The sequence below is a fragment of the Planococcus beijingensis genome, from assembly GCF_016820615.1.
In the GTDB taxonomy this organism is placed as follows: Bacteria; Bacillota; Bacilli; order Bacillales_A; family Planococcaceae; genus Planococcus; species Planococcus notacanthi.
This window is the reverse complement of record NZ_JADHDZ010000003.1, coordinates 72,954-87,477: the sequence shown is the minus strand read 5'-3', so window position 1 is coordinate 87,477 and position 14,524 is coordinate 72,954. Positions and strand designations below refer to the sequence as shown.

The 14,524-nt window shown below is 47.3% G+C and carries 11 protein-coding genes; 9 read left to right on the top strand and 2 right to left on the bottom strand.

Features of this window, described 5'->3' with window-relative positions:
• Positions 1–15: 15 nt before the first annotated feature.
• The 7 genes from IRE19_RS09000 (at position 16) to IRE19_RS08970 (ending at position 9,639) form a co-directional block, all read left to right on the top strand.
• Positions 16–1,182, top strand: a complete 1,167-nt coding sequence (locus IRE19_RS09000; RefSeq protein ID WP_203340114.1) for a TraB/GumN family protein — start codon at positions 16–18, stop codon at positions 1,180–1,182.
• A 117-nt stretch (positions 1,183–1,299) separates the two neighbouring features.
• A complete protein-coding gene (locus tag IRE19_RS08995) occupies positions 1,300–1,545 on the top strand; it encodes a hypothetical protein (RefSeq protein ID WP_203340113.1) in 246 nt (81 codons plus the stop codon).
• Between the two features lie 99 nt (positions 1,546–1,644).
• The gene (locus IRE19_RS08990; protein ID WP_203340112.1) at positions 1,645–4,692 is read left to right on the top strand and encodes an efflux RND transporter permease subunit; all 3,048 of its coding nucleotides are present in this window, start codon (positions 1,645–1,647) and stop codon (positions 4,690–4,692) included.
• A gap of 98 nt (positions 4,693–4,790) precedes the next feature.
• Positions 4,791–6,218: a DHA2 family efflux MFS transporter permease subunit gene (locus IRE19_RS08985; RefSeq protein ID WP_203340111.1), complete on the top strand. Its 1,428-nt coding sequence runs from the start codon at positions 4,791–4,793 to the stop codon at positions 6,216–6,218.
• Between the two features lie 294 nt (positions 6,219–6,512).
• On the top strand, positions 6,513–7,724 hold the full coding sequence (locus IRE19_RS08980; RefSeq protein ID WP_203340110.1) for a NupC/NupG family nucleoside CNT transporter: 1,212 nt from the start codon (positions 6,513–6,515) through the stop codon (positions 7,722–7,724).
• A 335-nt stretch (positions 7,725–8,059) separates the two neighbouring features.
• Entirely contained in the window at positions 8,060–9,358 is a 1,299-nt protein-coding gene (locus tag IRE19_RS08975; RefSeq protein ID WP_203340109.1) for an NCS2 family permease, read from the top strand.
• A gap of 95 nt (positions 9,359–9,453) precedes the next feature.
• Positions 9,454–9,639, top strand: a complete 186-nt coding sequence (locus tag IRE19_RS08970; protein WP_142826756.1) for a hypothetical protein — start codon at positions 9,454–9,456, stop codon at positions 9,637–9,639.
• Positions 9,640–9,701: 62 nt separating this feature from the next.
• Here the strand turns inward: IRE19_RS08970 and IRE19_RS08965 are convergent, their stop codons facing one another.
• Both IRE19_RS08965 and IRE19_RS08960 read right to left on the bottom strand, forming a co-directional pair.
• Positions 9,702–10,589, bottom strand: coding sequence for a MerR family transcriptional regulator (locus IRE19_RS08965; RefSeq protein WP_203340108.1), 888 nt, complete (start codon positions 10,587–10,589; stop codon positions 9,702–9,704).
• 140 nt (positions 10,590–10,729) lie between these two features.
• The gene (locus IRE19_RS08960; protein WP_203340107.1) at positions 10,730–11,929 is read right to left on the bottom strand and encodes an MFS transporter; all 1,200 of its coding nucleotides are present in this window, start codon (positions 11,927–11,929) and stop codon (positions 10,730–10,732) included.
• 341 nt (positions 11,930–12,270) lie between these two features.
• Between IRE19_RS08960 and scpC the strand changes: the two genes are divergently transcribed.
• Together scpC and IRE19_RS08950 are read left to right on the top strand one after the other, a co-directional pair.
• Positions 12,271–13,773, top strand: coding sequence for a succinyl-CoA:acetate CoA-transferase ScpC (scpC, locus tag IRE19_RS08955; protein WP_203340106.1), 1,503 nt, complete (start codon positions 12,271–12,273; stop codon positions 13,771–13,773).
• A gap of 98 nt (positions 13,774–13,871) precedes the next feature.
• The gene (locus tag IRE19_RS08950) at positions 13,872–14,516 is read left to right on the top strand and encodes a LytTR family DNA-binding domain-containing protein (RefSeq protein ID WP_191714862.1); all 645 of its coding nucleotides are present in this window, start codon (positions 13,872–13,874) and stop codon (positions 14,514–14,516) included.
• Positions 14,517–14,524: the final 8 nt, after the last annotated feature.

Below are 14,524 nucleotides of genomic sequence, written 5' to 3'. Positions count from 1 at the left end.
TAAAGGAAGTACAACATGACGCAGGATAATATTACTCGCATAGAATATGAAGGAAAAGAATTGATTTTGATTGGGACTGCGCACGTATCCAAAGTCAGTGCAGAACAAGTGAAAGAAGTTATTGAAGCGGAACAGCCTGATTCGGTGTGCATCGAATTGGATGCGCAGCGCTATGAATCGGTGATGCAGGGCAGCAAATGGAAAGAGACCGACATTTTTAAAGTCATCAAAGACAAGAAAGCCAGTCTGCTCTTGATGAACTTGGCGATTTCTTCATTCCAGAACCGCCTTGCAGATCAGTTCGGGATCAAGCCTGGACAGGAAATGATCCAGGGGATCGCTTCCGCTAAAGAAGCCGGAGCAGAGCTTGTGCTGGCAGACCGCAATATCCAAGTGACGTTTTCACGCATCTGGGGAAATATCGGCTTCATGGGCAAGGCCCAGTTGTTGACTTCGGTTTTCTTCAGTATTTTCAGCAAAGAGACCATTTCAGAAGAAGATTTGGAGAAAATGAAGTCTCAAGATACCTTGAACGCAGTCATGAACGATTTCACCCAGTCTTTCCCTAAACTGAAAGAGCCGTTGATCGATGAGCGGGACCAGTATCTGGCGCAGAAAATCAAAGAAGCACCGGGTAAAAAAATTGTGGCAGTTCTTGGTGCTGCCCATATTCCGGGTATTGTGAAAGAAGTCCACAACGACCACGATTTGGCGGAATTATCGAAAGTTCCTCCAAAATCAAAATGGCCAAAAGTCATCGGCTGGGCCATTCCGTTGGCGCTTGTGGCCATGATTGCAGTCACATTTATGAATAATCCAGCAGCTGGAATCGACCAGACCGTCAGTTGGATCCTATGGACGGCATGCTTAGGGGCAATCGGTGCCGCTGCTGCATTCGGACACCCATTTGCCATCCTGACAGCATTTGTGGGCGGACCAATCGGCGCCCTCCATCCATTGCTGGCGGCCGGCTGGTTTTCCGGACTGGCTCAGGCTTACGTACGCCGGCCGAATGTCGGTGATTTCCAAACCCTGTCTAAAGATGTTTTTACTTTGAAAGGGTTTTGGGACAATAAAGTCACGCGTGTTCTGCTGGTCGTCGTACTGACCAATTTGGGGACTGCGGCGGGAAATGTCATCGGTGGACTTGATGTTATCCGGTTATTTTTCCAGAATCTATAAGTAGAATTTTTCAGACAGCCTTTATGGCTGTCTTTTTTTATTGTATATGGATGTTTATTTCGAGAAATTGGGTATAGATTAAGTGAGAGATTGATGACGATAGGGAGGCGCGTTGTGGTGAGCTTCTTTTTGGTTGGGATTGTATTGTGGTCTCTGGTCATTGCGTCGATTGTGCTGGTGATTGTCGGTCTCTGGAAAAAGTCTTGGAAAGCCATAGCGTGGAGCGGAATTGCCTTGCTTCCACCCATGTTGCTCATTTTTATGGGCGGAGAAGGAATTTGGTTCCGTTTATGTATTTTGTTGCCGCTGGTCTTGTTGATCGCCGCTTTTTTGATGAAACAGCAAAAAATACAAAGTTTGTAGAACCGGATGGAAACTCGTCCGGTTTTTCTATGCTTTTTATTGGTCTTTTCAAATACATAGTTATACAATAGTTATACAAAATGCAGAGGAGCCTGGCTGATGAACTATATTTTAGAACGCAGCAAACTTTTGATTTTTTTGATTTTGATTTTCTCCATTATAGGAGCATATACGTTTCTGACTTTGCCCCAGCGTGAAATTCCGGAAACACCGCCTAGCCTGGTTCTGGTCTCCACGATTCTGCCGGGTGCGGGGCCTGAGGAAGTGGAGACATCGATAACCAATCCACTGGAGCGTGAAATTCAGAAAGTGGATGGCATTACATCGATGCAGTCTGTTTCTTCGAATTCCGCTTCCATCATCACCTTGGAATTGGAGGATGGTGAGAATCCCGATGAGCTGATCAACAGCATTCAGCAGCAGGCGAGCAATGCAACAGCGGGATTCCCTGATACCGCTCAGGAGACGTCGGTTGAGAAATTGGACCTGACTTTCCCGTTGGTGTCGTATATGTTCTACGGGGATGAAGAAGAGTTGGCCGATATGGACAATGCTTTATCCGATTTATCGGAAAGAGTGGAGGCTGTCTCTGGAGTTGCTGGAACCACAGTGAAAGGCTTGGACACGCAACAGGTTCTTGTTGAACTGAACAGCGAAGAACTGGCTGCCAACAACCTTCAGCCGTTTGAAGTACTCGAATCGCTTCAGCAGGCGAACCAGCCGCTGTCGCTCGGTACCCATGACAACGGCAACGAACAGGTCAGCTTGACTGTACAGCGAAGCGAAGGCATTGAAAAGCTGGAGCAGCTGCAAGTAGGGGCAGCCGCAATTCCTTTGGCTGATGTTGCGACGATTGAAATGGTAGATCAGGAAACTAGCGACATCGTTACATTCGAAGGGGAACAGGCGATTTCCTATACCGTTTTTCTGCAGACTGAGCAGGATGTTCCTTCTGTAGATGAAAATGTGTCTGAAATCATCGAAGCATTTTCAGATGGCCTGCCAGCTGGAGTTCAGGCTGAAAAATACGAATCCCAAGCGGATAATGTCAATACGATTTTTGACGGCCTATATGTTTCGTTGGCTATTGCTGTACTGGCTGTCTTGGTTGTTACTACTGCCGGTCTGACTTTATATGGTTCATTGGCTGTTGCATTGACGGTACTGGCTTCTGTGCTGATCGGCATGATTCCGATTCCGTTCATGGGCGTGGATTTGAATCAGATTTCAGTCATCGGCCTAATTATCGCTATCGGTATTCTGGTGGATGACAGTATTGTGGTCAACGACAATATCCAGCGACGCTATAAATTGGGCGATTCTGCGCTTGATGGAGCCATAACGGGTGTCCGGGAAGTATATCCATCGATTATTTCCTCCAGTTTGGCGATCGTTGTGACATTCTCGCCGTTGTTGCTGTTGTCAGGCGGAAATGGCGCGTTTATCAAAGCTTTGCCGAGTATCCTGATCACGACAATTATCGCTTCTACGGTGCTGTCGATTACATTGGTGCCGATGATGCAATACTTGAAAACGAAGCGGAAAGCGAAGAAAATTTCGGATACTCCCGGATTTTTAGGGAAACCACTCGAGAAAATTGCATTGTTTTATTCGAATAAAGTTCTGCGTGGTGTGTTAAAACGCCCACTTCTAGTGGGAGTCGGTGGCTTGCTGGTTGCAACGGGTTTGCTGTCGCTGGCGCTATTTACACCGTTTGAGTTTTTCCCTGCCGCAGACCGTGAAGAGGTGACGATGGACGTCCGCCTTGCAGAAGGAACGACCATTGAAGAAACAGATGCATTCCTTGCGGATTTAACGGAACAGGTCATTGCTGAAGATGAGCATGTTGCTGAAACGGCCATTTTTACCGGTGAAGGATTGCCGAACTTGTTCTCGGCGTCGATGGACAATACGGGCGGCAACACAGGGCAAGTGGCATTCCGCATCGACGGGGAAAGCACGACAGCTGCCGATTTCATCAGTAAATGGCAGCCGGAACTGCGTGAACGTTTCCCGGAAGCTGAAATCTTCCTGGATACCATTGTTCAAGGTCCGCCAGTCGGAGCTCCTGTCACTGTAGATATTAAAGGTGAAGACATTGAAGAGTTGCAGTCGCTTCGTGACCGGTTAGAAGAGCAGCTGCTTGAAAACGGTGCAGACATCGTTACCGATAATCTGGGGGAACCGGTGCCGGCCATTGAATACGTGCCGAACCAGGATGCGCTTCAGACGAACAATATAGCGCTCAGCACTGTGACGAATCAGCTGCAGCTTCTGACGCAAGGCGTACCGCTCTACACGATTTATGATGGCCAAAAGCCATACGAAGTGTTCTTGAAACAATCAGGCATTGAAGATGGAGAACCGATCGATTTGTCTCAGTTCGATGTCCCTTCACTCAGTGAACAGGGACCGCCGCAATTGATTCCGATGGATCAATTGCTGACGGCTGAAGAAACCGAAACCTTGGCGCAAATTCCGCATCAGCAGGCGGATCGTACGATTACGCTCCGTGCATTCGGAGAAATCGACGACTTTGAAAACAAAATGCTGGATGTCGTGGATGCAGAACGTGCATCCTTGCCGGAGGGCTATGAACTGTCTACAGGCGGAGAAAATTCAGATCAGGAAGCTTTCTTTGCTGAAATCGGCGTGTTGTTCCTGGTTGTGCTCCTTCTGGTTTATCTGGTCATTGCGTTCCAGTTCAAATCATTCAGTTTGCCATTCCTTGTTTTGATTGCGGTGTATTTAGGAATTTCGGGTGCGATTCTGGGCTTGTTCCTGACACAAACGCCGCTCAGTTTCCTGGGGGTTATGGGAATCGTTTCCCTGACCGGGATTGTTGTGCGTAATGCAGTTGTTCTGATTGACTTTGTAGAAGCGCGCCGCTTGTCAGGTGACTTTGATATCAAAGAAGCCATTATCGAATCAGGATATGCCCGCATCAAGCCGATTCTTCTGACATCGATTACGTCGATCATTGCACTCGTGCCGGTCGCGTTGTCGGGAGATCCTTTATTTGAACCTTTGGCTATCACCATTATTGCTGGACTCGCATTCTCAAGCTTGTTCACTTTGGTAATGATTCCATCGCTTTACTTGGTGTTCTATCGCGTGAACCGCAGAAGAAATGGTGTAACCGAATAATTAAAGACTGCGTGGCCTTCGGGCTGCGCAGTTTTATTTTTATGGGGGAATAATTGAAAAGCGAGCGGGTAAGCAAAGGAGTAAAGGGGGAGCGGGAGATGGCCGAAATCCAAGAAAAGAAAACCGAAGCGGGTATGGCAAAAGGTCCTTTCCTGGCAGTGCTGATGGCTGGTGTCTTTGTGGCCATCCTGAATCAAACCTTGTTGGCGACCGCTTTGCCGCACATCATGGACGATCTGAGCATTTCCGCCAACACGGCGCAGTGGCTGACCACTGTTTTTATGCTGGTCAACGGCGTCATGATTCCAATCACCGCTTTTCTGATCGGAAAATTCTCCACACGCAATCTGTTTTTTGTCGCAATGGGTCTATTTGCAGCGGGTACGATTATTTGTGCATTTGCGCCCGGCTTTGCGCTTCTGATGGTCGGGCGGATTGTTCAGGCAGCTGGCGCAGGCATCATGATGCCGCTGACACAGACCGTGCTGTTCATTGTTTTTCCTGTAGAAAAGCGAGGGCAGGCGATGGGCTTGTTCGGATTGATCATCTCTTTTGCCCCGGCGATTGGACCGACGCTGTCTGGGTGGATTGTGGGGCAATATCCATGGCGTGCCTTGTTTTACATCGTCATCCCGATTGCGTTGCTGGACTTGGTGCTCGCGTATTTTTTTCTGAAAAATGTCACTAAGCAAACCTACCCGACGCTGGATCTTCTGTCGATTGTCTTGTCGACAATGGGATTTGGCGGAATTCTGTACGGCTTCTCCAGTGCGGGTTCGCTTGGATGGGGAAGTCCTGCAGTAGGCGCCTCCATTGTGGTGGGGATTGTTTCGCTGCTGTTCTTTATCCGCCGCCAGTTCCGGCTGGATCAGCCGATCTTGGAATTTCGGGTATTCTCCTACGGCATTTTCACGCTATCCACTATTTTAAGTGTCATCGTTTTTATTTCCATGATCGGCAGCGCCACGATCTTGCCGATCTATATGCAGAATATGCATGGTTTTACAGCACTTGAATCAGGGCTGATGCTGCTGCCGGGAGCCATCATCATGGGGCTGATGAATCCGATCACTGGCAGGGTCTTCGATAAAGTCGGTGGAAAGTGGCTGGCCATTGTCGGTTTAACGATTGTTACGGTGTCGACTTTCCAGTTCGCGGTGCTGACAGCGACGACTTCTTTCTTGTACTTGACCGTTATGCATGCCATCCGGATGTTCGGAGTTTCCATGGTGATGATGCCGGTGACGACGGCAGGCCTTAATCAGTTGCCGGAGCGGCTGATTCCGCATGGCACGGCCATGAGCAATACCATGCGTCAAGTGTCCGGATCCATCGGGACGGCGCTATTGGTGACAATCATGACCGGTACTGCCTTGGATCCTGAACAATTTGGCGTACAAGGATTGATACGCGGTGTCAATATCTCGTTTATCGTCGTTGGCATTTTAAGTGCTATTGGTGTGTTTTTAGCGTTTTTTCTACGGAAAACTGGTGCTGGAACAGAAGAAGAAAAACGGGAGGAATGATGGGGAGGGGCATTGCGATAAAGCCGCCTATGAATGCGTTATCATTTTGTCACACGATAGCCATTTACTTCTCTCTTTAGATTTGGTAAGATGTCTGACGACAGTTGAGTTAAACAAATAATTTGCTTAATTTTCTGATAAAGAGAAACTTCACTTAGTGAGGATTTTCTTTTTCCTCACTAAGTGTTAGTTGATCGAATCGGGCTTTTACGGTCAGTGGATCTCCCACTTGCAAAAGTGGGAGTCTTACTGACCGTTAAAGCGGGATAAAAAATATACCAATGAGGTGAAGTTGTGAATTTATTGTGGGGCATCTTTGGCGTATTCATTGTTCTCGGAATCGCCTTCCTATTATCAAGCGGCAAGAAGTCTATCAAGCCACGGACAATTCTCGGCGGATTAGCCATCCAAATCACATTTGCATTTATGGTGCTGGAATGGGATTTGGGAAGAAAGATGTTATTGTGGGTTTCGAATAAGGTCCAGAATGTCATCAACTATGCAGGTGAAGGGATCGCCTTCGTGTTCGGCCCGGCAGCTGATACCGAAGGATTTGGTTTCGTCTTCGCTTTCCAAGTATTGACAATCATCATTTTCTTCTCTTCTTTAATTTCAGTTCTTTACTACCTTGGCGTTATGCAAATCATCATCAAACTTCTGGGAGGCGCGTTATCGAAGCTTCTTGGAACAAGTAAAGCGGAATCGATTTCAGCAGCAGCGAATATTTTCGTTGGCCAGACAGAAGCACCGCTTGTCATCCGTCCATTTATTGCGGGCATGACCAAGTCGGAATTATTTGCTGTCATGACCGGTGGACTGGCATCTGTTGCCGGTTCAACCTTGGCGGGATACGCGCTTCTCGGCGTACCGCTTGAATACTTGCTGGCAGCAAGTTTCATGGCTGCACCAGCCGGTTTGATCATGGCTAAAATGATGATGCCGGAAACAGAGGAAGTCGAAGAAAAAGACTTCGTTATGGAAAAAGACCAGACTTCGGTCAACGTTGTGGATGCAGCAGCACGTGGGGCATCTGACGGCCTTCAATTGGCGTTGAATGTTGGTGCCATGCTTCTTGCATTCATCGCATTGATCGCTTTGTTGAATGGTATGCTTGGTGGACTCGGTGGCTGGTTCGGCTTTGAAGGCTTAACGATCCAAAGCATTCTAGGTGTCATCTTCGCACCGCTTGCCTGGGCAATTGGTGTGCCTTGGGATGAAGCTGTCCAAGCCGGCAGCTTCATCGGACAAAAACTGGTGCTCAACGAATTCGTTGCGTACACGGCGTTTGCTCCTGAAATTGCTGACTTGTCACCTAAAACAGTCATCGTTGTCAGCTTTGCCCTTTGTGGATTCGCTAACTTGAGTTCACTCGCAATCCTTCTTGGGGGACTTGGTGCAATGGCGCCAAGCCGCCGTCCGGATATCGCCCGCCTCGGCATTCGCGCCGTTGCGGCAGGTATGCTTGCATCATTATTGAGCGCAGCTATTGCCGGGATGTTCGTTTAAATTTCAAATTGTGAGGACCTGCAGTTGCTGCAGGTCCTTTTTTATGTGGTTTTGGTGCTTTTCGCTTGCGGAAAGCGGGCATTATGGGTGTTTTAATGGTGGGACTGGCTGAAGAAGCTTCGAAACAAGGCACATCCATCTTTATGCACGCTTAATCAAAAATACGCACGCTCATGCTCGAAGCCATGGCAAAACAGCTCTAGCCTACAGCCGATCTTCATCAAGCACATCTCCTTGACAGCGCTATCTTTTTGGATTACACTCCTATCTTGGCTTACCTATTTCGATAGGCAGAGCGGGTAGGGAGAGGGCTAATTTAATAGAAGGTTAGAACTATGTTTAATTGGATGGACCGATATTTCGGTCTTCAGGAAAGTGGGACTACGGTCAAACGGGAAATGACGGCGGGGCTGGTCGGCTTTTTCACGGTAGTGTACATTATTGCCGTCAATTCGCTGATCTTGTCTGAAGCGGGCATGCCGATTGAAGCAGCAATTGTCGCGACGATTGCGGCGTCAGTCTTCGGCTGTTTGATCATGGGCTTTTGGGGAAACGCGCCGATTTTGCTGGTGCCTGGTATGGGAATCAACGCGCTATTCTCCTATACGATGGTTCAGTCGATGGGCTTGTCATGGCAGGAAGCGCTGGCTGTCGTATTTGTTTCTGGTGTAATCTTTGTGGCAGTGGCATTCACTCGTTTTGCCAAAATGTTGAGTGCAGCAGTGCCTCATTCGCTGAAAGAAGCGATTACGGTCGGACTGGGTTTATTCCTTATGCTGATTGGCCTTGAAAAAGGAGGAATCGTGGAGCGCGGGACGAGTTCAATTCTGGCACTCGGTTCGCTTGCAGAAGCACAGGTGCTGGCGACAGTGCTGACGTTCCTCATTGCGATTGTGCTGTTCATCCGCAATGTACCGGGGAATTTCCTGATTACAATTGTGGCAGGGACGGCGATTGCATCGTTTTTCGGCCTCATCGACTTCAGCGGCCTGAACGAGTCCTCAATCACTGCAGCAGAAGCTTTCGAGGTGTTTGGTGCATTGTCTTTCGGCAATATCCTGTCGATGACGTTTTGGGTGGCGGTGTTCTCGCTGACGATGGTGCTGGTGTTTGAAAACATCGGGCTTGTCCACGGGCAAGTGGCGTTCATCGAGCGTCCGGAGAAATTCGGCCGTGCGTTTCAAGCGACTTCGGTGTCTGCAATGACTTCCGGTATTTTTGGCACAAGCCCGACCGTGGCAACGGTTGAAAGTGCAGCCGGCATGACTGCAGGTGGCCGGACAGGTTTGACGACGATTACAGCCGGTTTGTTGTTTCTGGTCGCGTCGTTCTTCATTCCGGTCATCAAATTGATCCCGGACAGCGCCATTGCACCGATTCTGATCATTATTGGCGGACTGATGCTGCAAAACATCAAGAACCTGGATCTGGCGGATATGACCGAGAGTTTCCCGGCGTTGCTGATTGTGGCATTGATTCCGTTTACGTACAGCATTGCAGACGGCATCGCTTTCGGATTCATCTTGTATCCGATTTTGAAAATTGCAACGGGCAGATGGCGTGAAGTTTCACCGACCCTGTTTGTCATTGCCGGCTTATTCCTGGCGAATTTCGTGTTTCATTATGTAAGCTGAGGCTATTAAACAAGTAACGCACTTGCAGAGGCAAGTGCGTTTTTTCTTGCGGCGGTGTACAATAAAGAGAAGAAGATCCAAAAGGAGCGGATAAAATGAAATACACCAAATCCAAAATGGAGCAGTTGGTCAGCGATCATCCGGAACTGAAAAAGCGGTTGAAAGTGTTGATGAAGGAAATGGAATTGGAAAAAGGCTTTGCTTTAAAGGCTCTTTACCATTCAGAAGTGACGGACAACGGACCTTATCAGAAAGATTATCAGGACCTGGATTGGGAATAAAGTTATAAAAAAATTATACAAAAACGCCCTCAATTCAATAATTGAGGGCGTTTTTGACTGCCTTAAAAATTTTGTTCATCCAGCCATTGCTGCCATACTTTCAAATCGCTGCCCAAATACCAGCGGTTGCCTTCAACTTGTTCGCAATCGACACCTTGCCCTCCAAGAATGAAATGGAGTTCAGGTTTGGCGATGGCCAACGCATCAATGTATTCATTGGCTGTTTTCAACAACTTAGGTGAAGCGATGGACATGCAAATCATTTTGAAATTTTGTTTGGCGACCATTTCTTCCAAACCTTCAAGTGGTGTATCCGGTCCGATATAGATGACAGGATAGCCATTTTCCCGCAGGAATAGCGTGAATAACAACAGCCCGAGCTGATGCTGCTCGCCGCTTGGGCTGAGTGCCATCACCTTCGGCAAATTCGGTGAAATCGGGAAAATCCGGAAAAACTGGTTAAAACGCTGTTGGACAATATGGGTGATCATGTGTTCATGGGCGACGCTGATGACACCGTCTTCCCAAGCCTCTCCGATGCGCACCATCAACGGTGCAATAATATAAAAAAAGACTGTTTGGTGATGGAATAAGGAAAAATGCAAATCCAATAAATAATTGAAGCGTTCGGTATCCATCTCGGCCGCAGCCTGGAAAAGTTGTTCTATTTGTTCATCGTATTCCAAAGCTTCCCGTTTCGGAAGTTCTTTATTGGGGACGATGAATTTTTTGCGTGAAGCATGAAGCTGTTTGACGGCTTCGCTGATTTTCATGCCGTTTTCCTGCACTTGTATTTTGAGCCATTTCAAATCTTCCAGATTTTGATCCGAGTACAAGCGATGACCGGATTCTGTTCGTGCAGGAGTGATCGCTTCGTAGCGCGTTTCCCAGGAACGAATCGTCACTTTCGGCATATCTAAGATTTTGGCAGCTGCTTTAATGTTATACATAGCATTACCTTCATTCTATAGATTTTGTGGTTGGTGTTGTACAAATATTATACAACGTATAAACAGATGCGTAAAGTTCTAGCCGTTATCCTACAAAAAGAAAAAACGGGCTCTCCTAAGAGAACCCGCAGCATTATTCATTAAAGAGCTTCAGAAGCTTTAACGGCACGTGAACGTTGCCACGCCACAGTGATGAACATGGTGATGATCAGCATAATTAATCCTAGAATGAAAGGATAGATGATGTTGATGTCATAAAGGACGCCGGCCAACAACGGCCCGATCACATTCCCGATGCTCATATAGGCATTGTTCATGCCCATGGCAAAGCCGACTTCACCGTCAGCCATTTTCGAAATCAAGGTGTTGAGGACAGGACGCAAGATGGACGTAGCCATAAAGATGATCAATGAAACGGCGAAGAACATAACGTAACTTCCCGCAAACAAGGACATCAGGAAACCGAAGGCTGCGACACCGAGAAAAGAAACCAGAATGGCCACTTCACCGTAACGGCGGACAATGCGGTCAACGATAAACAATTGCACAATAACGCTGACGACTCCCGTTGCAGTAATCATAAAGGCGATGTCTTTAGCAGTTGAATTGAATTGGTTATCCAAGTACAGGCCAACTACTGACTCGTAAGCCAGCAAGCCAAAGCTCATGACCAAGGTAATGATCAAGGGGATAAAGTACGGCATCTTGGTAGAGCGGCCGATTTTTGCGAACATGGATTCTTCATCCGTTAAGGTAGCGGCCAGTACAGGATTAGCGTCTGTCGCATCCTGTTCTTTCAGCCAGATGACAGAAAAGAGAACCGCGCCTAAAGAGACTAATGCTGAAACAAGGAAAGGCAATTTCAGGCCATAATCCGCAAGGAAGCCACCGATTCCGGGACCTACCACAATTCCCAGTGACATTGCCGCAGAAACGAGGCTTGTGCCTTTAGCACGCTGGTCAAAAGTTGTAATATCAGCGATATAAGCAAAAATTGCAGGAATCAGCATAGCAGCTCCCACACCGCCGATGACGCGTGACAAATACAATACCCAAATGGCGTCAGAAGCATAAAAAACGAACATGGAGATGGTTAAGCCAAGAAGCCCGTAAATGATCATTTTCCGGCGTCCGTATTGGTCGGCCCATTTTCCGGCAATTGGCGAGAAGACGAATTGGGCAGCCGCAAAAATGGCGATCATCAAGCCTGCAGCCATGCCGCCTTGATTAATCGATTCCAGATAAGAAGGCAGGATTGGAATGACAATCCCAAAGCTCGCGATGGCGATGAACATATTGATCATCAAGATAAAAATTTTCTTTTTTTGGTCTGGAGACATGACAAGTACCCTCTTTTCTTCTATATACTGTTACGAAGTTTTTTTCTTCAGCTTTTTTATATTATTTGAGCTTCCACTTCTTGTCAAAGGAACAGACTTGAATTTTTTACCGCTTTATAACCTTGTAAGTAAACAGAATCTCTAGACTGGAGCTTCAGCTTCAACAGCATGATTCATTGTCATTAAATAGAGCGTTTTCTATCCCGGTGTATGGTGGCTGTACCTTCTGAAGAATAGCTATTGAAGAAAGTGAAAGCGGGGAATTGGTTTATTTTCAGATAATAGGGAATAAGGGATACTAAAAGATTGATCAAAATTTGAGACTGCTGAAGGTGATAACTATGGAAGAAAAACTTCAACGCATCAAAGCGATCGAACTACAGAATCGCATGGTCACAGCTGAAGAGGCAGCATCTTGGATAAAGGACGGGATGACGCTTGGACTGAGCGGATTTACACGAGCAGGCGACGCCAAGGCAATACCGTATGCATTAGTCCGCCGCGCAGAAACGGAGCAGTTTAAAGTAGATGTCCTCAGCGGTGCTTCACTTGGTTCGGGTGTCGATAAATTATTGGCGGAAGCAGGCATCGTCAATAAGCGGGCACCGTTTCAAGCTGAACCGGCCATGCGGAAAAAAATCAATGAAGGTGAAATGCTGTTTGTCGATCACCATTTGTCCCAGACTGCCGAATGGATCCGTGCCGGCGTCATTGGACCGATTGATTTTGCAGTAATTGAAGCTTTGTCTATAACAGAAGACGGCATGATCATTCCCACGACATCGGTCGGAAACTCATCAGTTTTTGTCGAGCACGCCAAAAACGTCATAATTGAAATCAACCTTTCACAACCGCAATTATTTGAAGGAATACATGATATTTATGAGCCGGGCATGCAAGGGCAGCGATCGCCGATTCCGTTGACAAAAGTCGATGACCGAATTGGCACAATCGGAATTCCAGTCGACCCTGAAAAGGTCCGCGGCATCGTCTTTACGGCGCAGGAAGATTCGCCTTCGACCATTCTGCAGCCGGATGCTGAATCTAAAGTGATGGCCGAGCATCTTTTGGATTTTCTCCGGAAGGAAGTGGCTTCGGGGCGGTTGAGCAACCGGCTTGCACCTTTGCAATCGGGAATTGGTTCAGTAGCGAACGCGGTTCTTCACGGCCTCATAGATTCCGAATTTGATAACCTGGAAGTCTATTCGGAAGTGCTCCAGGATGCAGTGTTCGATTTGATCGATGCTGGGAAAGTGAAATTTGCTTCTGCATCGTCCATCACGTTGTCCGAAGAAAAGATGAAGAAGGTGTTTGGGGATTTCGGCACATACCGTGACAAGCTTATTTTGAGGCCGCAGGAAATTACCAATCACCCAGGCCTCATTCGCAGGCTTGGGTTGATTTCCATCAACACGGCACTGGAATTCGATATTTACGGCAATGTCAACTCAACACACGTATCCGGTACGAAAATGATGAACGGCATCGGCGGTTCGGGCGATTTTGCCCGCAATGCCCGCTTATCGATCTTTGTCACTAAGTCGACTGCCAAAGGCGGCAGCATCTCGAGTGTTGTGCCTTTCGTATCGCATGTGGACCACACGGAGCATGACGTCGATATCGTTGTGACTGAACAAGGGTACGCCGATTTGCGTGGGCTAGCTCCGCGTGAGCGGGTTCCTTTGATTATTGAGCGCTGCGTCCATCCGACGTATCGGGAGCAGATGCGTTCATATTACGAAGAAGCACTTCTTCGCGGTGGGCAGACGCCTCATGTATTGGAAAAAGCTTTTTCCTGGCATAATCACTTAGCCGCCAACGGCACAATGCATTTATCGGAATAAATAATACGAAACCAGTCCTCCTGCAGGACTGGTTTTTAAAATATTGGATAGACTTTTGATGTATAATCAAAATATTGAGTTGAAACAGGAGGGTTACTATGGAAAGCATTAAGTTGGATGCGCTATTGGATGTCATTGGGGAATTGTTCTCTGATGAAATTTCGATAGCCGTCACAAACACAAAGGAATACATTTATTACAGGCCGAGCAAACGGGTCGATTTGAAAATAAAACCAGGCGATCCTGTAAAGCCGGGGACGATTGCCCATAAAGCATTGCAGGCAAACCAAAAAACCTCGGAATTTATCAACCGTGAGCTTTTCGGCGTCCCGTACCACGGCATGGCAGTGCCATTTGAGCATGAAGATGTCCTGCAGGGATGCGTCATGGCGATTTACCCGGCCTTTACCGAGGGTAAATCAGTGGTTACCGTGAAAAGTCCAGATGGCTGGAAGCCGATTCCTTTTACAGAAGTCAAATACCTGGAAGTGAAAGACCGCAAAACCCATGTCCATGCTGAAGGTTATTCAGGAACCAATAAAAATTCTCTTCAGGAATTTGAATTTTTGCTGCCCCGCGAATCATTTATTCGATGCCACCGGTCATTTATCGTTAATGTCCATCATATAGAAGAAATTTATCCGGATACCCATTCGACATTCGTACTTGCGATGAATAACGGAGAGCGGATTCCCGTCAGCCAATCCTACTCCAGCTATTTCCGGAAGCTTCTTGGATTTTAATGAATAAA